Source organism: Streptomyces sp. PL-29, from assembly GCF_058344425.1.
In genome coordinates, this window is sequence record NZ_CP136996.1 from 789,471 (window position 1) to 810,458 (window position 20,988).

Below are 20,988 nucleotides of genomic sequence, written 5' to 3' on the forward strand. Positions count from 1 at the left end.
ACCAGCGCGAGGGGGCGCATGCTGAAAGAGGCCGGAAGGGACGGGCCGAAGGGAGGCGAGAGCCCATGGGCGCCCTTGACCTGGTGGTCGTCGTGGCCGCCGTCGTGGTGATCGGCGGGTTGGGCTGGTACTTCTTCGGACCCCGCCGGGCCGGAACGGCCCGGCTGGAGGACGGGGTGCAGCGGGTGGACGTGGTCGTACGGGGCGGCTACAGCCCGAACCTGATCAAGGTCCGGCAGGGCACGCCGCTGGAGCTGGTCTTCGATCGGCAGGAGTCAGGGGAGTGCACCTCCCGGGTCGTGTTCCCCGATCTCCACGTGAGCGCCGGGCTGCCCGCCCACACGCGCACCACGGTGCACCTGCGGCCCGACCGTCCAGGCTCGTTCGGCTTCGCCTGCGGCATGAACATGATCCACGGCACCCTGCTCGTCGAACCGGACGGCGACCCCGGATCGGCCTCACCGCCTCCGGACGCCGGGCGGGCCGCCACCGCATCCGCCACTGCTTCCGGCAGCCCATCCGGCGGGGCCCCGGCTTCCGCCGTGGAGCGGTCGGCGGCCGAGGCGGAGGCCGCCGACGTCGCCGAGCGGCAGGCGGAGATCGCGGACCTGACCCGTCGGGTCGCCACCGGTGCGGTGCTCACCCTTCCGGTGCTGTTCGCGGTCATGGCGCACGAGCTGTTCGGTGCCGACTGGGTACCGGGATGGCTGCTGAACCGCTGGCTCCAGCTGGCCCTGATCACCCCGGTGATGTTCTACACCGGGTGGCCGATCCACGTCACCGGCTGGCTGGCGCTGCGCCACCGCGGTGCCGACATGAACTCGCTGATCACCCTGGGCACGAGCGCCGCCTACGCCTACAGCCTCCTCGTCACCCTCGCCCCGGGACTCCTTCCGCAGGACGTGCGCGAGGTGTACTACGAGGCCGTCGGCGTCATCCTCACCCTCATCCTGCTCGGCAGACTGCTGGAGGCCCGAGCGAAGGCCGGCACGGGCGAGGCCATCCGTTCCCTCCTGGGACTCCAGGCCCGCACCGCACGCGTCGTACGGGACGGCACCGAGAGCGAAATCCCCGTCGAGGACGTGACCGTCGGCGACGAGATCGTGATCCGGCCCGGAGAGAAGATCCCCGTGGACGCCGAGGTCCTGACCGGCTCCTCCGCGATCGACGAGTCGATGGTGACGGGCGAGCCGATGCCGGTGTCCAAGCGCACCGGGGACCAGGTCATCGGGGCCACCGTCAACACCACCGGGTCCCTGCGCGTACGGGCCTCCAAGGTCGGCGCGGACACGATGCTCGCCCAGATCATCCGCCTCGTACAGGCCGCGCAGGCGTCCAAGGCGCCCATCCAGCGCCTCGCCGACGCCGTCTCGGCGTATTTCGTTCCCGCCGTCATCGCCATCGCCGTCGCCACGTTCGCCATCTGGTTCACCCTCGGGCCGCCGCCGGCCCTCACCCTGGCCCTGGTCTCGGCCGTGGCCGTGCTGATCATCGCCTGCCCGTGCGCGCTCGGGCTGGCCACCCCGCTGTCGGTGATGGTAGGCACCGGCAAGGGCGCCCAGGCCGGCATCCTCATCCGCTCCGCCGAGGCCCTGGAAACCGCCCACAAGATCGGCACCGTCGTCCTCGACAAGACCGGCACCGTCACCGCCGGAAAGCCCGTCCTCACCGACGTCCACACCGCCGACGCCACCACCGAGGACGAGCTGCTGCGGCTGGTGGCAGCAGCCGAGGAGCCGAGCGAGCACCCCCTTGCCCAGGCCATCGTCGCCGGCACCCGCGATCGCGGCGCAGCCTCGCCGGCGGCCCCCGTCTCCGGCTTCGAATCCGTCACCGGTCAAGGAGTCAGGGCGACCGTCGCCGGCCACACCGTTCTCGTGGGCTCCCCCCGCCTCCTGGCGACCGCCGGCATCGACACCGGCTCGCTGAGCGCGGAGGCGGCGCGCCTGTCGGCCGAGGGAAAGACCCCGGTGCTCGCCGGGATCGACGGCAGGCCGGCGGGGGTCCTGGCCGTCGCCGACACCGTCAAGGACGACTCCGCGGATGCCATCGCCGCCCTCCAGCGCCTCGGCATCGAAGTGGTCATGCTCACCGGCGACAACGCCCGTACCGCCGCCGCGATCGCCACCCAGGTCGGCATCGGCCGGGTGCTGGCCGAGGTGCTGCCGGAGCACAAGGCCGACGAGATCCGCCGGCTCCAGGCCGAGGGAAGCACCGTCGGCATGGTCGGCGACGGCATCAACGACGCCCCCGCGCTGGCCGCCGCCGACGTGGGCCTCGCGATCGGAACCGGCACGGACGTCGCCATCGAAGCCGCCGACGTCACCCTCATCTCCGGTTCCCTCAGCGGAGTCGTCACCGCCGTCACCCTCTCCCGCGCCACGATGCGCAACATCAAGCAGAACCTCTTCTTCGCCCTCGTCTACAACGCCGTCGGCGTCCCGCTCGCCGCCGGAGCCCTCTACCCGCTGTGGGGCATCCGCCTCAGCCCGATCATCGCCGCCGGAGCCATGGCGCTGAGCTCCCTGTCCGTCGTCACCAACGCCTCCCGCCTGCGCCGCTGGCGCCCCGCTCCCCTGCCGCACGCCGCACCGGCCCGCGTCCGGCCCCGGGTCGAGACTCCGGCCGACCGCGCTGCCGCCCTCCGCCGCCCCGACACCACGGGCCCTCACCCGCATCCTGGCGAGGAACACCCGGAGCCCGACAGCGCCGCCGCCGCACGACGGGCCGTGGACCCCGTGTGCGGCATGCGGATCGACGCGTGGGACCCGGCCGCGCCGCGCCGCCGGACCGGCACCGGCGAGTACCTCTTCTGCTCCGCCCACTGCGCGGCCGCCTTCGACGCCGACCCGAGCCGCTACGCCACCGGACACGACGGCGCGCACGAGACCCGGTGAGCCCGTCTTCGCGCGCGGGCTGAGGGCGTCCGGCCCGGCTCCGGCCGCGACGGCCGGGGCAGGGGAGCCGGAAGGGACGCGCGCGACCGCCCCGACGGTGGGCGGCCCGGCGCGTGCCTGCGGCTCAGGGGGCGGCGAAGAGCGGCCGTACGGCGCGGACGGCTCGTTCGAAGGGCTCCGTACTACCGCTCGCCCGGCACAGCACCTGGGCGCCTTCGAGGAGGGCGATCAGCAGGGCGGCCTTCTCCTGCGCGTCGGCCGCCGGCAGTCCCGCCTCGCCCAGGTTCCGGACGAGCTGGTCGGTCCATGAGGTGAAGGTCTCGGCAGCGGCCCGGCACAACGCGCCGCCGTCCTCGTCCGCGGGGACGGTCACGGCGGCCACGGCGCATCCGGCACCGCGGGCCGCGGCCCGGACGACCGGCCGTGCGAACTCCACGAAGGCCAGGGCGACACCCTCCGGGTCGGCGGCGCGGAGTTCCGAGAGCCCGGCGCGCACCTCGCGGCCGTGCTGCAGGGCGGCCTCCGCCGCCAGCTCGTGCTTGCCGCGGGGGAAGTGGTGGTAGATGGCGCCCCGGGCCGCCCCGCTCTGCGCGAGCACCTCGGTGAACGACATGCCCTGCAGTCCGCGTTCGCGCAGCGCGTCCACCGCGGCGTCCACCATCCGGCTCCGGGTCTCCTTGGCCATCTCGTTCCGCCCTCCGTCACTTCCCGCTTGACTAGTACGCCCATCCTATTCCACAGTGGATCTCGCTAGGACGTACGTACTAGTTCACCGTCAATCTCGGGGAGCACACCCATGCCCATCGCCGTCATCGCACCCACCGGCGCCCTCACCCCGGCCGGAGAGCGGGAGATCATTCCGCAGCTCAGCGAGGCTCTCATCGACGTGAGTGGCCTGACCGGCAACACCTTCTTCACGCCGATGGTCGCCGGCGTGCTGCACCTACTCGACCCTCGGCACGTGTACGCAGGCGGAACCAACCGTTCCCTCGTGCTGATCGAACTGAAGCTGCCCGACATCGGCCTGGCCTCCGTCGAGACACGAGCGGCCTTCATCGAGAGGGCCACCGACATCGCGTACGGGCTCATGACGCCCGGCCACGATCGCGACGACATCCGGATCAACATCGTCAACGCCCCGGACGGAGGCTGGGGCATGGGCGGCCAGGCGTACACCGGGGAGCGCATGGGTGAAGCCATCACCCGGGCGGCCGGCGCGGCCGGAGCCCACCCCTGACCGGCCGCCCACGCCTCGACGACACCGCCACGGGAGACGCCGAGCGGGACGAGGCGCTCGCCGTCCGGTGGACCGCGCACGGTGTTCTCACCGTCCACCCGCCGCACGGCGGCAACCGGGGAAGCGGCGGTGCGGCCCGCTCCGAGTGAGCCAGTGCTCCACCGCGCCGAGAGAGGTGGCCCGGGGGCGTTGCCCGGCGCCCGGAAGGGCGGGCACGAGGCCGGATCGGGGCCCGGCCGGGGGCCGTACCCGGGGAGTCCGGCACGTCCGACCGGCCCGTGGCGCCGTGTGGGCCGGCAGGGGCCCGTTGGGGGGAATTACCGGATGCGGCGGCCCCGGACCGCGGTGTGCGCGCGACCTCCGGGCGGCACCAGCCCCCAAGGTGGGACCTGCTGTCCTCATATCGGAAGGAAGACGCCCCATGGGAGCAGGTCCGCTGACCCGCGACACGCTGCGGACCCAGCTGTGGCCGTTGCCGACCCTGGGCGTCCTCCTCGCCGTCGCCGCGGGCGTGGGCCTGCCCAGGCTGGACATGCGGATCGGGCACCACGTTCCGCAGTCGCTCACGGCGTACCTGTTCGGGGGCGGCCCAGCGGCGGCACGGACCGTGCTGGAAGCGATCGCCGGCTCCCTGATCAGTGTCACGGCCCTGACGTTCTCGCTCACGGTGGTCACCCTGCAGCTGGCGAGCAGCCAGTTCTCCCCCCGTCTGCTGCGGACCTTCAATCAGGACCGCTACGTGCAGGCCACGCTCGCGCTGTTCCTCGCCACCTTCACCTATGCCCTGACCGTACTGCGCACCGTGCGCACCGAGGCCGACGGGCAACCGCCGTTCGTGCCGCAGCTTTCGGTCACGCTCGCCTTCCTCCTCACGCTGGCGAGCGTGTTCGCGCTCGTGGCCTTCCTGTCCCATCTGGCGCGCAAGATCAGGGTGGAGACCATGCTCCGCGATGTGCACGTCGCCGCCGACGACACCCTTCGCAGGCTCGTCCCCGAGGCCCGCCCGGCCATCCCCGGGGGCGCCGCCGGGGCGCCGGAAGCCCCTGGCGACGCCCGGACCGCCCTGTCCCTGTCCGCGGGGACCTCGGGCTTCCTGGCCGCCGTGGACGAGAAGGCACTCCTGGCGGCGGCGATCGAGGCGGACGCGGTCGTCCTGATCGACCGGTGCCCGGGAAGCTCACTGATCGCCGGTACCCCCGCCGGGGTCGCCTGGTCCCGTACCGGCACCCCGTTCCCTCCGGACACGCGGCGCCTCCTGATCGAGCGGACGGCCCGTGCGCTGCGCACCACGCCCGAACGCACTCCCGATCAGGACATCTCCTTCGGTCTGCGCCAGCTCACCGACGTGGCCACCCGGGCGCTGTCTCCCGGGGTCAACGATCCGACCACCGCGATCCACGCCCTCTCGCACTCCTCCGCGCTGCTGTGCGCCATGGCGCAGCGCGACCTCTCACCCCGGCGCCTGCGCGACGACCGCGGCCGGGTCCGCGTCGTACTGCGCCGGGCGACCCTCGCCGAACTCCTCCACCTGGCCGTCGACCAGCCGCTGCACTACGGTGCGGCGGATGCCGCGGTCCTGTCCCGCGTCACCATGCTGCTGCGGGAACTGGCCTGGCACAGCGGACCCGAGCAGCGGCCCGTCGTCGCCGAGCACCTCGCGCGGCTGCGGTCCGCCATCGCCACACAGGAACTCCACCCGGGCGACAGGATCCGCCTGACAGACCTCGCCGACAGCGTCGGGCAAGCCCTGGACGGCCACTGGACCACGGCTGCGCCCTGACGTCCGTCCCGGCTCCGCTCGCAGACCGACGGGGGAACCCCGGGACGGGGCCGACGCCCGCCTCCCGGTGGCGCCGTGGCGGCTGCGTACCGCCCTATGGTGATCTCCGGTCGCGGTACCGGCCCCGCAGGTACAGGGCTGCGGTGACCAGCAGTGACACCCAGGCGAGACCTTCGCGACCGGTTCGTCCGCACGGGCACCGGCCCACCCCGGGCAGGGCCGCCCGCCCCGGTTCCCGCCCGGGGCGCCTGCTCGTCAGCTCCCCAGCGCCTCGGGTAGTCCCGCGAGAGACGGCCGGGTGTCGACCGGGGACAGGCCGTCCACCGGGCCGCCCTCGGTCCGCGGCGCCGTCCGGTGCGACGGCTGTGGAGTCCGGTCCTGGTGATGGTCCCCGGCGCGTTCGAGAAAGCGCAGGAGTTCGACGGGGAAGGGCAGGACCAGCGTGGAGTTCTTCTCGGCGGCCACGGCCACGACGGTCTGCAGGAGCCGTAGCTGGAGCGCGGCCGGCTGTTCGGACATCACCGCCGCCGCCTGGGCGAGCTTCTTGGACGCCTGGAGCTCGGCGTCCGCGTTGATCAGGCGGGAGCGCCGCTCGCGGTCGGCCTCGGCCTGCCGTGCCATGGAACGCTTCATGCCCTCGGGCAGCGAGACGTCCTTGATCTCGACCCGGTCGATGGTCACGCCCCACTCGACGGCCGGACTGTCCATCATCAGCTCCAGGCCCTGGTTGAGCTTCTCCCGGTTCGACAGCAGCTCGTCGAGGTTGGACTTGCCCAGGATCGAGCGCAGCGAGGTCTGCGCCATCTGCGAGACGGCGAACCGTAGTCCTCCACCCGGATGATCGCGTCCACCGGGTCGACGACCTTGAAGTAGATCACCGCATCGACCCGCACGGTCACGTTGTCCCGGGTGATGCCGTCCTGGGCGGGCACCGGCATCGTGACGATCTGCATGTTCACCTTGTGCATCCGGTCGACCACGGGAACGACCATGGTGAAGCCGGGCCCGCGGACGGAACCCATCAAACGGCCGAAGCGCAGCACGACCCCCCGCTCGTACTGTCTGATCACCCGCGCCGCGGCCGCCACGTAGAGCACCGCGCCGACGCCCGCCACGACCAGAGCGGCCAGCAGCCCTTGCAGCATGACAATCACCCACAAAGATGACGTTTTACTTCTTTTTTGTATTGTTCCCCGCTCGGGCGCCGAGTAGGCCCGGGGTCGGCCGCCGCTATGTGTGGAACCGCAGGTGCCGGGGCAGCCGCCGCATGGGAGCGGGTGTGGTGGTCGGGGTCGTCGACGCCGGGGGGCTGGGGGGGGGCTGGTGCCGGCGGTACGGACGGCCGCTGCGGAGGCGGCGGCTCACGATGGCATCCTGCGGATCCTGCACGCGGTGGAGTGGCCGGTCCCGCCCGCCCCGGAGCTCGTACGCCGCTCGCCCGAAGCCGCTGTGGTCGTGGTGGGGCACCGGAGTACGGGAGGGTTCCCACGGCTTCCGCCGGGACCGGTCGCGCTGCGGGTCGTCGCCCATGCCGGGCGCCCCGTCCTGGCGGTCCACCCTGGCGAGGGGACCGGCTCCGGTGCAGCGGGGCGCCGGGTCGTCATGACGGCGCGGTGGTCAGCCGCGGCACGACGCCCAGCACCCCGTCCACCCGCCAGGCCGCTCGCAGCAGGGCGAAGGGATCGGTGGTGGAGCAGGGCAGCCCGTGGAGGGTGACGACGCCCTCCCGCACGTGGATCCGCAGGAGGTCGTCGGCGGACGGTGGCAGACGGGACGTGATCTCCGCCGCGACCTCGGCGCGGATCTCCTCGTCCGTCCGCAGGAAGACCCTCAGCAGGTCGCGGCGGGTGGTGATGCCGATGAGACGGTCCTCTTCGTCCACCACCGGCAGCCGGTCGACCTGCCTGCGCTCCATGACACGGGCGGCCTCGGCCACTCGCTGCTCCGGATGGACCGTCACGGCCGGCGTCGTCATCAGCTTGGCGGCCGTCACAAGGCCCGCGGCCCGGCCGGACTCGCCCGGCCTGCGGGTGAGGTCGGTGCGGGAGACCACACCCACCACCTTGTCGTCCTCGTCCACCACGGGCACGCCGCCGATCCGGTGACGGTCCATCAGCTGTTCCAGTCGCCTCGCGGACGTCCCGGCGCGGGCCGCGACGACGTCGCGGGTCATCACCTGACCCACCAGGGGTGTCTTCATCGTGAACCTCACCTCCGGCACGCTCGCCCCTTCCGGCCTTTCCGACCACCCCAGCCTGCGCCGCACCGGAATCCACCGGACAGGGGCCGACCGGCCCCGCCGCGGTGCCGGCCGTCCTCCGCGTTCCGGGACGCGGCCCCTCCGGCGCGGCGGCCCACCCGGCAACCACCCTCGAGGCGCGGGTCCGGGAGGGAACCTCCGCGGCGCTCCACCGCACCGGCGGCCGGGACAGGGCCGATCGGCCCTGTCCTTCGGCCTCTTGTGGAAGGCACCATGGGCAGCGTTCGCGCGTGTGCCGGACGGAACCATGCCAAGGAGAGAATCCATGCCCCCCAGCGGCACCCCTTCCCCCGCGCAGACGCCCATCAGCGTCTTCCTCCTCGACGACCACGAGGTGGTGCGCCGGGGTGTGCACGACCTGTTGGACGCCGAGCCCGACGTGACCGTGGTCGGTGAGGCGTCCACGGCCGAGCAGGCGTTGGTCCGCATCCCCGCGCTGCGCCCCCAGGTCGCGATCCTGGACGTGCGGCTCCAGGACGGCGACGGGGTCAGCGTGTGCCGGGAGTTGCGCTCGCGGATGCCGGACCTCGCGTGCTTGATGCTCACCTCGTTCGACGACGAGGAAGCACTGCTGGACGCCGTCATGGCCGGCGCGTCCGGCTACGTTCTGAAGCAGATCTCCGGCACCGACCTGGTCAACGCCGTACGCACGGTCGCCGCGGGCCAGTCGATGCTCGACCCCGGGGCCACCACCCGGCTGATGGCGAGGATGCGCGGCGAGGTCCCCCCGGAGGAGGCGGCACCCGGCCTGCCCGGATTCACCGACCGGGAGAAGGAGATCCTGGTCCTGGTCAGTGAAGGGCTCACCAACAAGGAGATCGGACAGCGGCTCTACCTGGCCGAGAAGACCGTCAAGAACATCATCTCCCGGCTGTTCACCAAGCTGGGCGTCGAACGCCGAGTCCAGGCCGCGGTGATCGCCAGCCACGCGCTCACCCCGCCCCGTCAGCATCCCGTGCAGGCGACCGAATAGGAACAGAACCGGTTCCCCCGACTGCGGGATGGGCCCGGCTCGTTCCGGTGGCGGCCTCGACAGCGCCGCCGCCGGAACGAGCCGGGCCCATACACGTGTCCATGACAACCCTGGTGCCGGACCGGGGACACTCGGCACCGCGGAAGGGCGGTGGTCCGTGCCACGGTCCGTCCTCCCCGCCGGGTCTTCACCAGCGGGCGAGGAACGTCGCGACCGCCGTTCCCGGTATGAGGGTGAACCCGGCCACGGCCCAGGCCGTAACGGCGCGCGCCGCGGCAGGGCGCCGGTACGCGCGGGAGGCGGGTGACCCAGCGCCGACCAGCGTCCGGCCTCCTCCCGCTGCTCCGCGCCGTGCTGGACGCGGCCCTGGACGGCCAGGGCGCAGGAGGCGGCCGTTCCGGCCACCGCCGCGAGAGCGACGAGCCCCCGGGGCGCTGCCGCCAGGAGCAGCAGCGTGACGAATGCGGCGGTCCCCCAGCCCGTGAGGCAGGCCGTGGCGGCCCAGCCTGCGGGACACCGGGCGGTCGGCGCCCGCGCGTATGTCGGTGATCGCGGGGACGTACCAGACACTGCCGGACACACAGAGGACCGCGACACCGAGTGCCGTCAGCACGTGGGACATGGGCTTCTCCTTGCCTGAGCCGTGCGGAGCCCGGCGCCGGCTCAGTGAGCGGCCGGTTCGAGGGCGGCGATCTCGGGGTGGTGGAGGTCGAAGGCGGGCGACTCGCTACGGATGCGCGGCAGGGCGCGGAAGTTGTGCCGCGGCGGCGGGCAGGAGGTCGCCCACTCAAGGGAACGGCCGTAGCCCCACGGGTCGTCGACCTCGACCTTCTTGCCGTACCGGGCGGTCTTCCACACGTTGTAGAAGAACGGCAGGATCGACAGGCCGAGCAGGAACGAGCCGATGGTGGAGAGGGTGTTGAGCCCGGTGAAGCCATCCGCGGCGAGGTAGTCGGCGTAGCGGCGCGGCATGCCCTCCGCGCCCAGCCAGTGCTGTACGAGGAAGGTGAGGTGGAAGCCGGCCGTGAGGGTCCAGAAGGTGATCTTGCCGAGGCGCTCGTCCAGCATCGTGCCGGTGAACTTCGGCCACCAGAAGTGGAAGCCGGCGAACATCGCGTACACCACGGTGCCGAAGACGGTGTAGTGGAAGTGCGCGACCACGAAGTAGGAGTCGGAGAGGTGGAAGTCCATCGGGGGTGAGGCCAGGATGACGCCGGTCAGGCCACCGAAGACGAAGGTGACCAGGAAGCCGATCGTCCAGAGCATCGGGGTCTCGAAGGACAGTGAGCCCTTCCACATGGTGCCGATCCAGTTGAAGAACTTCACACCGGTCGGTACCGCGATCAGGAAGGTCATAAAGGAGAAGAACGGCAGCAGCACACCGCCGGTGACGTACATGTGGTGCGCCCACACGGTCACAGAGAGGCCGGCGATCGCGATCGTCGCGGCGATCAGGCCGATGTAACCGAACATCGGCTTGCGCGAGAAGACCGGAATGATCTCCGAGACGATGCCGAAGAACGGCAGGGCGAGGATGTAGACCTCGGGGTGGCCGAAGAACCAGAACAGATGCTGCCACAACAGGGCGCCGCCGTTGGCCGCGTCGAAGACGTGGGAGCCGAACGTGCGGTCGCATTCGAGGGCGAAGAGGGCCGCGGCCAGCACCGGGAAGACGATCAGGACCAGCAGCGCCGTCAGGAGCACGTTCCAGGTGAAGATCGGCATCCGGAACATCGTCATGCCCGGAGCGCGCATGCAGATGATCGTGGTGATGAAGTTGACCGCGCCGGCGATGGAGCCGAAGCCGGACAGCGCCACGCCCATGATCCACATGTCCGCGCCGAGGCCCGGGGAGTGCACCGCGTCCGACAGCGGCGCGTACAGGAACCAGCCGAAGTCGGCCGCACCGCCCGGGGTGAGGAACCCGAAGGCCGCGATGAGCGAACCGAACAGGAAGAGCCAGAAGGCGAGCATGTTGAGCCGGGGGAAGGCGACATCGGGCGCGCCGATCTGCAGCGGCATGATCCAGTTCGCGAAGCCGGTGAACAACGGCATGGCGAACATCAGCAGCATGATCGAGCCGTGCATGGTGAACGCCTGGTTGAACTGCTCGTTCGACATGATCTGCGTACCCGGACGGGCCAACTCCGCGCGCATCATCAACGCCATGGCACCACCCAGGACGAAGAATCCGAAGGCGCTCACCAGGTACATCGTGCCGATCTTCTTGTGGTCGGTGGTCGTCAGCCACTCCACCCACGAAGCCCGGCCCGTCCCTCCGGGTATCGCGTGATGCGGGGTCTGCGCCACACCCGCCGTGTTCTTCGTTCCTGCCACGTCCACCGGACGGTGCCTCCCTGTCGGCCGTACACATGACGGACCGGGAGGTGCTGCGGACGGGGGATCCGCCGCGCCTCCCGGCACCGCTTCATGATCGGCGTGGGGTCGGCGGCCCGGACAGGGCCGAACAGTCCCCCCGGCCCCGCCCGGGCAGGGCCGAACGGCCTGTTCCTGCCGCACGGTGGGGCCGGGGAAGCGGCGCCCGCGCCCGGTCGCCGTCCGCCGGCCGGGACCCGTGCGGTCGGGGTCATTCCGGGCGGCTGAAGCGCCGGGTGGCGTAGAGGAGGGCGAGGACGCCCGCGACGAGGAGGGCTGCGGCTTCCAGGAGGAGCGGGGGTTGGTGGCCGAACCATTCGATGCCGGCCGCGGTCGTCTGGTCGGGCACGCGCAGGCTGATGGAGCGGCGCAGCAGGTCCACGCCGTAGGCGAGGGGGTTCAGGGAGGCCAGCCCACGTGCCCAGCCGGGCAGGTTGTCGAGGGGGAAGAAGCCTCCGGACAGGAAGAGCAGCGGCATCATCACCAGGCCGAGGAGCATGTGGAAGAGCTCGGCGCGACCGAGGCTGACGGCCAGGGCGAGCGCCAGGGCGGTGATGGTGAAGGAGGCCAGGATCATGCCGGCGAGGAGCAGGGCCAGCAGCAGCGGGTCGTAGGGCAGGCCGACCGTGCCGGCCAGGGCGAGGAGGACGGCGCCCTGGACGGTGGCGACCACGGTGCCGCCCGCGCAGTTGCCCAGGAGCAGGGTGGCGCGGCTGACCGGGGCCATCAGGAGTTCCCGCAGGTATCCGCTCTGCCGGTCGGTGATGAGGCGGATGCCGACCATGATGGCGGGGCTCTGGACGGTCATCATCAGCATGCCGGGGAAGAGGTACACCTGGTAGCCCACGCCGAGCGCGGCGGTGGGAATCAGGGCGGCCAGACCGCCTCCGAGGATGAAGAGGTAGAGCACCGGCTGGATCAGCATCAGCGCGGTGTGGGTGCGCTGCAAGGACAGGCGCAGCAGGTCGCGGTGGACCAGGGCGTGGACCGCGCGCAGTTCCCGGCGCAGGCGGGCCGGGGATGCCGGATACGGGTCGGCGTGGCCGTCGGGGTTTCCCGGCGCGGTGACGGCGGGGGCGGTCACAGGCCCTCACCCGCCGCCTTGGGCCCTGCAGTGTGGATGCTGCGGCCGGTGTGGTGGAAGAAGACGTCGTCGAGGGTCGGCGGGGTCGCCGAGGCGGCCCGGACGGGGATGCCCTCCGCGGCGAGGGCCGCGCACAGGCGGGGGATCCAGGAGCTGCCGTCGGGCAGGCGCAGGCTGATCCCGTCGGCGCCGACGGCAGTACGGGTGCCCGGCGGGGCGGCGCGGCGCACGACGCGTTCGGCAGCGGGGTCGTCGTGGGTGCGCAGGACCACCCGGTCGCTGCCGATGGCGGCCTTCAGGGCGGCCGGCGCCCCCTGCGCGACCAGGCGGCCGCCGTCGATGATGGCGAGGCGGTCGCAGTTCTCGGCCTCGTCGAGGTAGTGGGTGGTGACGAAGAGGGTGGTCCCCTGCCGTTCGCGCAGCTGGCGCAGGTAGTCCCAGACCTGCGCGCGCGCGTGGGGGTCGAGTCCGGTGGTGGGCTCGTCGAGGAAGAGGACCCGCGGCTCGTGGAGGAGGCCCGCGGGCGAGTTCGAGGCGGCGGCGCATGCCGCCGGAGAGGGTGCGGACCGGGGCCCGCCGCCGGTCGCCGAGGCCGATGGCATCGAGGGTCTCGGTGGTGCGCCGTCGGGCGTCGCGGCGGCTCATGCCGTACAGCCGGGCGTGGACGCCCAGGTTCTGCTGCACCGTCAGTTCCATGTCGAGTGCGCTGTGCTGGAAGAGCATGCCGACCTGGCGGCGGACCTGGCCCGGGTGGGTGAGGACGTCGACGCCTGCCACCGTGGCCGTTCCGGCAGTGGGGCGGGCCAGGGCGCACAGGAGGGAGATGGTGGTCGACTTCCCCGCGCCGTTGGGGCCGAGGAACGCGAAGGTTTCGCCCTGGTGTACGTCGAGGTCCAGGCCGCGCACGGCGGGGGTGAGGGTGCCGTCCGGGCCGGGGTAGCTCTTGACCAGGCCGCGGGTGCTGATGGCGTACGGCCCCCGGGCCGCTGGCCGCGCGCCGTCCGGGGCCGTGGCTGAGGTCGGAAGGGGCACCCGTGTGGGGGCATCGGCACCGGCGTGCGGCTGCATGGTCACTCAGGTCCTCGTCTGCTGGGTGTCGTCCACGGACTTGGGCGCGCGCTGGGTCGAAGGGGCGGTGTGGTGCTCGGGGGCCGATGCTTCGTGCCCCGTGAAGGCGGGGGCCGGACGCTCCGGCCGGTGGCTGCCGCGGGGGCGGCCACCGGCCGGAGGTCGGCCGGGATCCCTCGTGCTGCCCTGATCGGCTGGCGACGCGGGTGCACTGGGGGTGGCTGGCCTACGGGCGACCGGCGTTCATTGCCTCGTCAACAGCGGAGCGGTTGACGAGGCCGCCGGGCGGTATCGGATCCGCGCGGGCTGCTACGGCCTGGGTCAGGCGCAGCTGATGCCGACGCAGACGGTGTTGAGGAGCGTGAGCAGGCCGACGCACGCACACGTGTCGGCGAACGCAACTCCGTCGGCGCCGATCGGGTCGGTCTCCGGAAGGGCGTGCAGGTGAGCCAGCAGTTCGAGGTCGCGGTTCTCCATGACTATCTCCTTCTCTCGGTGGTGTCGACAGGGTTTCCTGTCAGCCCGGCTGCTGGATCATCCAGAGCCGGGAGTCTGTGTGGCGGGTCCGCAGGAGGAACGCCAGGATTCCTGCGGACCCGTCGCTCCAGCCCGTCGAGACGTCCCCGTACTCGTTGGGGAAGACGACGTGGCCGTTGCGGTGGATCTGTTCGGCGGTGATGAGGCGGGCCAGGGCCTCGGCCGACGCGTGGTGGGCGGGATCCCCCGTGGCGGCGGCCATGTCGAGGAGGAAGTCGCCGTTGCCCGCCAAGCCATGGCATTGGGCGAGGGGGGCGCGCGAGGCCCGCTCCACCACGGCCTTCGTCGCCGCCAGGGCGAGATCGCCGTACCGGTCGTCGCCGGTGGCCTGCCACAGCCGGAGCAGGAAGGAGCCGATCCCCGCGGAACCGTGGCACCAGTACGGGGCGGTCGGCACGTCGCCGGCCTTGGAGGGCCACTGTGCCGCCCCACCGACCGTCAGGGAGGCGGCCACCAGTGCGTCCCCCGCCGCCCGGGCCAGGTCCCGGTCTTCCTGACGGCCCGTGACGGCTGAAGCGGCGAGCAGGAAGCATCCGATGCCGGCCGTCCCGTGGGCGAAGCCGAGATAGCGTTCGCCGACGCTCCCGGTGACCACTTCGGGGGGCGCGGGCCAGCTGACACCGGACGGCTCGGACGTGGCAGCGGCGGCCAGCGCGTCGGCCGCCTCGACGACGCGTTCGGCGAAACGCTGGTCCCCCGTGCGGTACCAGAGGTGGGCGGCGGCCAGTCCGCTGCCCGCCCGGCCGTGGGTGATGTCGTGATGGGGTGCCGGTTCCTGGGGGGCCAGGGCCAGAGCCGTCGCGTGCTCGACGAGCACACGGTCGTCGAGGACCCGGCCGGCTTCGTACAGCGCCCATGCGGTCCCCCGGCCGCCGAAGTGCAGGCCGGATCGCGTGGAGCGGGTGTCCGTCCGCGCCGCCATCCAGTGTCCCGCCGTGGAGAGCACCTCCGGCAGGCGCCCGTCGCCGGTCAACTCGAAGTAGCGGGTCAGGACCGCGAGCACACCTGCGGCGCCCTGCTGCACCGTGCACGGGTCGGTCTCCCCCGCCATGGTGGACACCGGCCACAGGCGGCGTTCGTCCTGCGGGGTCATCGAACCGATGAGGTGGTCCACCATCCCCGCCACCGCGCCCTGCGTCGCGTCGGACCGCGAGGTCGGATGGGCCGGTCCCGCGGCGGCCCGGGCCGCAGGTCCGCGTACCGCCCGGCGGAGGGCCGCGCCGGCCCGTTCGGGGTCCCAGCGCTCGGCGGGGTCGTCACTCATCAGCCCGAGGATCATCTCGGTCAGGCCCTCGGGCAGCCGCAGCACGTCGTCACAGGCGGCCAGCCACCCGGCGAGCCGCTCGTGCGCGGTCCTGGCCGCGGGCTCCTCGGCCAGCAGGCTGGGGACCTTTCCGGTGAGGACGAAGCACACGGCGGCACCCAGGCTGTAGTAGTCGGCCGTGGGCGAGACCGGCGCGCCGGCCAGCCGCTCGGGGGCGCTGAAGCCGGGGGTCCCCACCGTGGTCGGGAGCGGGACGTCGTCCTTGAGGACGGCGAGCTCCAGGTCGATGAGGCGCAGTTCACCGTCGGGCCGGACCATGATGTTGCCGGGCGTGAAGTCCCGCAGGACGCAGCCCCGTGCGTGGGCCTCGGCGAGGAGATCCACCAGGCGGCCCGCCTGGGCCAGGGCCTCGGCGCGGTAGCGCTCGCCCCCGATGTCGCGGAAGCGCTCGGCGACCCAGTTGCGCAGCGGGACGCCCGGGATCTCCTCCTCGGCCAGGAAGAGGTGTCCGCCGTGCTCGAACACCGCAAGGAGCCGCGGGGCGAGGCCCGTGCCGTCGAGGAACTCCAGTACCCGGGCCTCCACGCGCAGCCAGTCGCGTACGTCGGATCCGGAGGCGTCGGCTTCCACGTGCGGCCGCGCCTCCTTGATGACCACCGGCGCGTTCGAGGTGACGTCCCTCCCCCGGTAGACACCGCCCTTGTTCGTGTGGCGGATCGCCTCCCGTACCGAGAAGCGGCCGCCCAGCAGTACCGGGGCCGTCGTGGCCCGCTCCTCGGTCGGCGCGGCAGGCACCGAGGCCGGGAACGGGCTCACCGCCCAGGACGGCGGGGAATAGCGGCCGGTACGGACGTCTTCCACGGGGTTGCCGTCCGGGTCCTCCATGTACCACACCAACAGGCCCGAATCGGAGAGCCGTTGACGGGCGACGAACGCCCCGTAGCGGTAGTGCACCAGGCTGTTCGCGGCGTAGGGCTGGTCCGACAGGATCCGCGGGCCGGCGAGGCCCGCCGTGGCCTGGTGCAGTTCCAGCGCGATCGCGGCCGCGTCGGCGTCGGAGCGGGGGTAGACGGTGATGAACTTGCCCGAGTTGCCCCTCGGTGTGGCCCGGGAGTTGAGCGCGCTCACCTGTTCCAGGGACCGGGCGAACTTGAACATGGAGTCCCGCAGCAGGAGCACGTCCAGGGACCGCGCCAGCACCGCGGGAGCGGAGGCGGACGTGGCCGACACGTGCAGCTTCCAGCCCTGCTTGCGTTGCGCCGCGGAGGCGGGTGTGAGGCGGCACCACGTCGTGTCCGTGTCCACGGTCCACTGCGCGGCCTGCCCCGTGGCCTCCAGTGACCTGCCCAGCAGGTCCCGGAGTTCGACTTCGCTTGCCTGGCTCGTCATGCCCATCCCTCTCCACCGCGAGGACTGCAGATTGGACTATGCCTTCGGAACATATAGAGCGTGCGTGCCCGCGTCACCCGGCGCAGCGAGCGCACTGTGTCGTTGACGGTGCCGGATGCTCTCGAACGGCGCGGAGAACGGAGTGCACGCGGGCGCACAAAGGCGCCCATCCCCATTCCTCCGGATTACCTTGCGGCCGGAGTCATCCGTGAACAACAACAGAAGCCGGCCGGGATCGAGACCTTCTCCATTCCTCATAGAGGATTCCGCCGAGCATGAATACGGACCGCCCACCCATGCAGCCAACTCCTGAACACACCGCAGAAATCCACACCGTCGGCAACGAACGCGAACGCCCTGCCCTGCACTTCCTGCCGAACTCCGGATCCGATGTGGGCCTTCCACCCGCCCCCTCTGTTTCGACCTGCCCCATCCCAAGAGAACGCCAGGCTCCGGCCGTGTCGCGGTATCCGTCGCGAGGGCGACACCGGGCGATGCCCCGGCCCAAAGCTTCGCCGCCGAGGAGCGCCGAGTAAAGGGCCCGATTTCGCCACGCTATGGGCCGGCTACGGAACGCGACAGATCGCGCCGCCGTGAATCCCGATCACGGTCCTGGGCTGCACTCAAACGCAATCTCCCAGCCCCTTGAATTTCGCTCAGCCCTCACGATGCGGCCGAAAACCGCGAAAACGACCCCTCCATGATCGATCGAACGGTGATCGAACGGTGCTCTGCCGACGAGACGGGCGATACGGTAGAGGTGCACAGCACCTTGGCTTTCCATTGGGGCAGTTCTGAAATTTGCGGCTGCCGTGGTCCGTCATCGGGCATGCTCGCCGGCCCGGTGCAGGTACCGGAACGCCACAACCGTGGTCCGTGGGGAGCACGGGGCGGACTTGACGGCCTGAATGAGCGGCCCTTTCACCTCACCTGCCGCCGTCCCGCCCGGCTTCCGCCGAGCGGATTCCTCCCGCACCGCTCCGCGGGGGACGCGCTCCGACCGGTCCGCGTTCTCGGTAGCGTGATCGTCCAGCGTACGGAGTGACCGTGCGCCCGGCCGGTCCGTACGAGGGATTGCTGTGATGACTGAACCGACGAAGCCCGAGATCGAACGTCCCGAGGGAGAGGCTCCGCAGGAACTGACGGTCCGGGACCTCCTTATCGGGGACGGCGCCGAGGCGAAGCCGGGCAGGGTCGTCCGCGTCCACTACGTCGGGGTCACCTTCGCGTCCGGAGCGGAGTTCGACGCCTCTTGGGACCGGGGCCAACCGTTCAAGTTCGCCGTGGGCGGCGGCAGGGTCATCAAGGGCTGGGACCGGGGGATCAGAGGAATGAGGGTCGGCGGTCGTCGCGAGATCATCATTCCGCCGCGCCTCGGCTACGGCGACCGCTCCCCCTCGCCGTTGATCCCTGCGGGTTCCACCCTGGTCTTCGTGGTGGACCTGCTCTCCGTGGTCTGAGGGGTGCACGGCCGGGCCCGCGACCGGTACCGGCGCATGGCCGCACGCCCGGACGGTCCATGTCCTTGCGGGCTCGGTCGAACTCGTCGACGATGCTTTCGAGCCCCGGCCTTCCGGAAACCACCGGTCCCGGATCGGTACGGGAGAACAGGGGGAAGAGAAATGACAGGTCACGGCCACCCGAAGAGGCGCCCCGCGGTCGCGTGGGCGATCGCCGGGATCCTCGTGCTCGCCGGACTGGTCTGGGGTCCCGCGGCGACCGCCTCGGCGGCAGCTCCGGCCGCCCGCCACGCTCCCGCCGCCACGGCCCTGCCGCAGGGCGGCGCCCTCGCCGGCACCGGCGCGGCGACTGCGTTCCGGGCACCGACGTCGTCCCAGGCCCAGGCCGCAACCGGGGTCAAGAAGGGCAAGAAGAAGAGCAAGAAGAAGAGCAGCTGGCTGAAGAAGCTCGTGATCGTCGTGGTCGTGGTCGTCCTGCTGCTGATCGTCGTGGTCGTGGTCCGCCGCGCCCTGCGCCGCAGGTCCTAGTGCTGTGGCTGCTCCGCGGCCGTCTCGCCGGCGGGGGCGGGCAGTCGCCGGAGTTCGAGCAGCGCCATCGCGATCTTCACTCCGGTGGAGATCGTCAGGGCCTGGAGGAACGGCATGCCCGTCAGCCACAGGGCAATGGTCATGGCCGTGAGCACCAGGAACGCAGGCAGCAGATTGGTCCGTTTCAGAACCGTTCGCACGTGTGTGGCCTCCGGCATCGCCCTGTCCCTTCCTCGCGGTCGCCCTTCGGTACCGAGCCTCGCGGGCGCCCCGGGGGACTGCCACCGCTGCCACCCGCCGCGCCGCCGTCCGGCGTACAGGTTCACCAGGCCGGCCCCGAGCGGTCTCCGGTCGCCGGGCAGGCGGCTTTGCAGTCCGGCGGGCCCGCGGCTCAGGCAGCCGTCGGGTCCGCCGGAATCGGGTGCACCTCGACCGGGTCGCTGCCGGGCTTCCCGCCCGGTCCGGGGCAGGCGGACGCCCGTGCGGCGATCTCCAGGGCCCGCTCCTCGCCCGTGACGTCGACGACCCAGTACCCGGCCAGGATGTCGCCCGCCCGAGCAGGCCCGTCGGTCACCCGGGGCCGGCCGTCGCTCCCGGCCCGCACCGTCTTGACCAGCGCGGGGCCGCCGAGGCCCTGCCCGTCCACCCATTCCCCGGTGGAGGTGAGTTCGTTGTTGAGGGCGTCCATGTGCGCGAACATGGCCCTCATGTCCTCCTCGGAGTACGACGACATGAGGGCGTCCCACTCTGCGGCCGGTACGTTCATCTGGATCATGTACTTCATGTTCCTCACCCTTCCGGGGCGACTGCGCTCCGCATCCTGACGAAGAGGTAGACCGGCGGCGGCCGGAGAACTCATCGGTGGCGCCGGACCGTCCCGGTCGGCCCGCGGTCCGGGGACCTCAGGCCAGGCTCCACGACCAGGTCCCGTCGGCGGTGACGAGGCAGGCGAGGAGTGCCACGTCGGCGAGGCCCAGGCCGACGGCCAGGCGGGCCCGGCCGGGCCTGCTCGTGTTCCGCAGGAGTGCGAGGGCGCCGAGGACGACGGCGGTCGGGCCGAGGATCAGGTTCATCACCAGCAGCCCCACCAGGCCGAGGACGAAGCCGGTGACGGCCATCGCGTCGGCGTCAGGGGTACCGGCCGGGGCCCGGGCCGGGGTACGGGGATCCGTCATCGGGGTCATCGGACACCCCGGGGGTCGTGGCCGAGCCGTCCGGCCCGGCGGTGTCCGGAGAGGTGCTCGCGTGCGGCGAAGAGGGCGAGCCAGCAGGCGATGGCGAGACCGGCGACCGCACTCACGGGGGCGGGCACATGGGCCACGGTGCCGAGGACGACGCCGAGCACCAGCAGCGCGCCTACGAGGAAGAGCATGAGAACGTCCTCCATTCCGGTAACAGTTGTTCACTGACTACCCGGTTCAGTTTGCATCATGCTGGCGGCGGACGACTGTGACGCGGTTGACTTCGCGCCATGAGTGCTCAGACCGGCCTTCGCGAGACCCGGCGCCGCCGCACCCGGCGCGCTCTCCTGGACGCGGCCCTGTCGGAGCTGGCGGAGCGCAGCTTCGGCAGCCTCGGACTCCGGGAGGTGACCCGGGCGGCCGGAGTCGCCCCCACCGCCTTCTACCGGCACTTCGGCGACATGGACGAGCTGGGAACCGCGCTGGTGGAGGAGGCACTGGACAGCCTGCACGGGACGGTGCGGGAGATCCTCGACGCGAGTGGTGACGCCGAACAGCGCGGCGGTGCCGCGGTGCGGCTCATCGCCGCACTCGTGCGCGAGCGACCGGCGCACGTCCGCTTCCTGGTCCGTGAACGCCACGGCGGGGTGGCGGTGGTGCGCGATGCCATCGCCGCGCAACTGGACGTCTTCGCCGACGAGACGGGCGCCGCGCTCGGTTCCGATCCCGTGAGCGCGGGCTGGCAGGCCGATGACGTGACCATGCTGTCACGGCTGCTGGTGGACCACATGTTCATGACGGCCTCGGCGTTCCTGACCGCATCCCTCCGGGGCGAGGACTGGTCGGCCGCCACCGGCACGGCCCTCGCCCAGCTGCGCCTGATCCACCTCGGGCGGGTGCACTGGGCCGACGGGCCGGCCGACGGGGTGACGGGGTGACGGCGCGGCGTGGGCG

The 20,988-nt window shown here is 72.0% G+C and carries 17 protein-coding genes and 2 pseudogenes; 7 read left to right on the forward strand and 12 right to left on the reverse strand.

The genetic code is table 11. The annotated features are described in order from the left end of the window. The first annotated feature begins 65 nt into the window (after positions 1-65). Positions 66-2,897 (forward strand): heavy metal translocating P-type ATPase, encoded by a 2,832-nt coding sequence (locus R4Z63_RS03565; RefSeq protein WP_384456090.1) that lies wholly within the window; start codon positions 66-68, stop codon positions 2,895-2,897. 124 nt (positions 2,898-3,021) lie between these two features. Here the strand turns inward: R4Z63_RS03565 and R4Z63_RS03570 are convergent, their stop codons facing one another. Further along, positions 3,022-3,582: a TetR/AcrR family transcriptional regulator gene (locus R4Z63_RS03570; RefSeq protein ID WP_384456086.1), complete on the reverse strand. Its 561-nt coding sequence runs from the start codon at positions 3,580-3,582 to the stop codon at positions 3,022-3,024. Between the two features lie 111 nt (positions 3,583-3,693). Between R4Z63_RS03570 and R4Z63_RS03575 the strand changes: the two genes are divergently transcribed. Both R4Z63_RS03575 and R4Z63_RS03580 read left to right on the forward strand, forming a co-directional pair. Further along, complete coding sequence (locus tag R4Z63_RS03575; RefSeq protein ID WP_384456083.1) at positions 3,694-4,134, forward strand: tautomerase family protein; 441 nt, start codon at positions 3,694-3,696, stop codon at positions 4,132-4,134. Positions 4,135-4,555: 421 nt separating this feature from the next. Continuing rightward, complete coding sequence (locus R4Z63_RS03580) at positions 4,556-5,914, forward strand: DUF2254 domain-containing protein (RefSeq protein ID WP_384456080.1); 1,359 nt, start codon at positions 4,556-4,558, stop codon at positions 5,912-5,914. A gap of 255 nt (positions 5,915-6,169) precedes the next feature. Here the strand turns inward: R4Z63_RS03580 and R4Z63_RS03585 are convergent. Beyond that, positions 6,170-7,059, reverse strand: a pseudogene (locus R4Z63_RS03585) (slipin family protein). A gap of 455 nt (positions 7,060-7,514) precedes the next feature. Continuing rightward, the gene (locus tag R4Z63_RS03590) at positions 7,515-8,114 is read right to left on the reverse strand and encodes a CBS domain-containing protein (RefSeq protein WP_384456075.1); all 600 of its coding nucleotides are present in this window, start codon (positions 8,112-8,114) and stop codon (positions 7,515-7,517) included. Between the two features lie 325 nt (positions 8,115-8,439). Between R4Z63_RS03590 and R4Z63_RS03595 the strand changes: the two genes are divergently transcribed. Next, positions 8,440-9,147 carry a response regulator gene (locus R4Z63_RS03595; protein WP_037928848.1) on the forward strand — a complete coding sequence of 236 codons (708 nt, stop codon included), beginning with the start codon at positions 8,440-8,442 and terminating at the stop codon, positions 9,145-9,147. 663 nt (positions 9,148-9,810) lie between these two features. Here the strand turns inward: R4Z63_RS03595 and ctaD are convergent. The 5 genes and pseudogenes from ctaD to lanL form a co-directional block, all read right to left on the reverse strand. Further along, on the reverse strand, positions 9,811-11,457 hold the full coding sequence (gene ctaD / locus R4Z63_RS03600) for an aa3-type cytochrome oxidase subunit I (RefSeq protein WP_052031325.1): 1,647 nt from the start codon (positions 11,455-11,457) through the stop codon (positions 9,811-9,813). A 277-nt stretch (positions 11,458-11,734) separates the two neighbouring features. Next, entirely contained in the window at positions 11,735-12,607 is an 873-nt protein-coding gene (locus R4Z63_RS03605) for an ABC transporter permease (protein WP_370466627.1), read from the reverse strand. Further along, positions 12,604-13,675, reverse strand: a pseudogene (locus R4Z63_RS03610) (ABC transporter ATP-binding protein). The gene R4Z63_RS03605 and the pseudogene R4Z63_RS03610 overlap by 4 nt, the downstream one beginning before the upstream one ends. 321 nt (positions 13,676-13,996) lie before the next feature. Continuing rightward, positions 13,997-14,152: a VenA family class IV lanthipeptide gene (locus R4Z63_RS03615; RefSeq protein WP_172671412.1), complete on the reverse strand. Its 156-nt coding sequence runs from the start codon at positions 14,150-14,152 to the stop codon at positions 13,997-13,999. A gap of 40 nt (positions 14,153-14,192) precedes the next feature. Further along, positions 14,193-16,865: a class IV lanthionine synthetase LanL gene (gene lanL, locus R4Z63_RS03620; RefSeq protein WP_384453983.1), complete on the reverse strand. Its 2,673-nt coding sequence runs from the start codon at positions 16,863-16,865 to the stop codon at positions 14,193-14,195. A gap of 1,082 nt (positions 16,866-17,947) precedes the next feature. On the opposite strand from lanL, the gene R4Z63_RS03625 reads away from it, so the two are divergent. Together R4Z63_RS03625 and R4Z63_RS03630 are read left to right on the forward strand one after the other, a co-directional pair. Further along, on the forward strand, positions 17,948-18,325 hold the full coding sequence (locus R4Z63_RS03625; RefSeq protein WP_384453986.1) for an FKBP-type peptidyl-prolyl cis-trans isomerase: 378 nt from the start codon (positions 17,948-17,950) through the stop codon (positions 18,323-18,325). A gap of 162 nt (positions 18,326-18,487) precedes the next feature. Then, the gene (locus R4Z63_RS03630) at positions 18,488-18,853 is read left to right on the forward strand and encodes a hypothetical protein (protein ID WP_037928860.1); all 366 of its coding nucleotides are present in this window, start codon (positions 18,488-18,490) and stop codon (positions 18,851-18,853) included. Here R4Z63_RS03630 and R4Z63_RS03635 read toward each other — a convergent pair. The 4 genes from R4Z63_RS03635 to R4Z63_RS03650 all read right to left on the reverse strand — a co-directional run bounded on the left by R4Z63_RS03635 (position 18,850) and on the right by R4Z63_RS03650 (position 20,240). Beyond that, positions 18,850-18,996, reverse strand: coding sequence for a hypothetical protein (locus tag R4Z63_RS03635; RefSeq protein ID WP_157840316.1), 147 nt, complete (start codon positions 18,994-18,996; stop codon positions 18,850-18,852). The genes R4Z63_RS03630 and R4Z63_RS03635 overlap by 4 nt on opposite strands. 248 nt (positions 18,997-19,244) lie before the next feature. Next, positions 19,245-19,637, reverse strand: coding sequence for a YciI family protein (locus R4Z63_RS03640; RefSeq protein WP_384453990.1), 393 nt, complete (start codon positions 19,635-19,637; stop codon positions 19,245-19,247). A 118-nt stretch (positions 19,638-19,755) separates the two neighbouring features. Beyond that, positions 19,756-20,028: a DUF4190 domain-containing protein gene (locus R4Z63_RS03645; RefSeq protein ID WP_384453993.1), complete on the reverse strand. Its 273-nt coding sequence runs from the start codon at positions 20,026-20,028 to the stop codon at positions 19,756-19,758. 5 nt (positions 20,029-20,033) lie between these two features. Then, positions 20,034-20,240, reverse strand: coding sequence for a hypothetical protein (locus tag R4Z63_RS03650; protein WP_370466624.1), 207 nt, complete (start codon positions 20,238-20,240; stop codon positions 20,034-20,036). Positions 20,241-20,324: 84 nt separating this feature from the next. Between R4Z63_RS03650 and R4Z63_RS03655 the strand changes: the two genes are divergently transcribed. Then, positions 20,325-20,972 (forward strand): TetR family transcriptional regulator, encoded by a 648-nt coding sequence (locus R4Z63_RS03655; RefSeq protein WP_037928869.1) that lies wholly within the window; start codon positions 20,325-20,327, stop codon positions 20,970-20,972. Positions 20,973-20,988: the final 16 nt, after the last annotated feature.

Coding starts and splice junctions, on each gene's coding strand:
- R4Z63_RS03650 (WP_370466624.1), bottom strand. CDS start 20,240: ATGGAGGACGTTCTCATGCTCTTCCTCGTAGGCGCGCTGCTGGTGCTC.
- R4Z63_RS03655 (WP_037928869.1), top strand. CDS start 20,325: ATGAGTGCTCAGACCGGCCTTCGCGAGACCCGGCGCCGCCGCACCCGG.
- R4Z63_RS03575 (WP_384456083.1), top strand. CDS start 3,694: ATGCCCATCGCCGTCATCGCACCCACCGGCGCCCTCACCCCGGCCGGA.
- R4Z63_RS03590 (WP_384456075.1), bottom strand. CDS start 8,114: ATGAAGACACCCCTGGTGGGTCAGGTGATGACCCGCGACGTCGTCGCG.
- R4Z63_RS03595 (WP_037928848.1), top strand. CDS start 8,440: ATGCCCCCCAGCGGCACCCCTTCCCCCGCGCAGACGCCCATCAGCGTC.
- R4Z63_RS03625 (WP_384453986.1), top strand. CDS start 17,948: ATGACTGAACCGACGAAGCCCGAGATCGAACGTCCCGAGGGAGAGGCT.
- R4Z63_RS03615 (WP_172671412.1), bottom strand. CDS start 14,152: ATGGAGAACCGCGACCTCGAACTGCTGGCTCACCTGCACGCCCTTCCG.
- R4Z63_RS03635 (WP_157840316.1), bottom strand. CDS start 18,996: ATGACCATTGCCCTGTGGCTGACGGGCATGCCGTTCCTCCAGGCCCTG.
- R4Z63_RS03565 (WP_384456090.1), top strand. CDS start 66: ATGGGCGCCCTTGACCTGGTGGTCGTCGTGGCCGCCGTCGTGGTGATC.
- R4Z63_RS03640 (WP_384453990.1), bottom strand. CDS start 19,637: ATGAAGTACATGATCCAGATGAACGTACCGGCCGCAGAGTGGGACGCC.
- R4Z63_RS03645 (WP_384453993.1), bottom strand. CDS start 20,028: ATGACGGATCCCCGTACCCCGGCCCGGGCCCCGGCCGGTACCCCTGAC.
- R4Z63_RS03580 (WP_384456080.1), top strand. CDS start 4,556: ATGGGAGCAGGTCCGCTGACCCGCGACACGCTGCGGACCCAGCTGTGG.
- lanL (WP_384453983.1), bottom strand. CDS start 16,865: ATGACGAGCCAGGCAAGCGAAGTCGAACTCCGGGACCTGCTGGGCAGG.
- R4Z63_RS03570 (WP_384456086.1), bottom strand. CDS start 3,582: ATGGCCAAGGAGACCCGGAGCCGGATGGTGGACGCCGCGGTGGACGCG.
- R4Z63_RS03630 (WP_037928860.1), top strand. CDS start 18,488: ATGACAGGTCACGGCCACCCGAAGAGGCGCCCCGCGGTCGCGTGGGCG.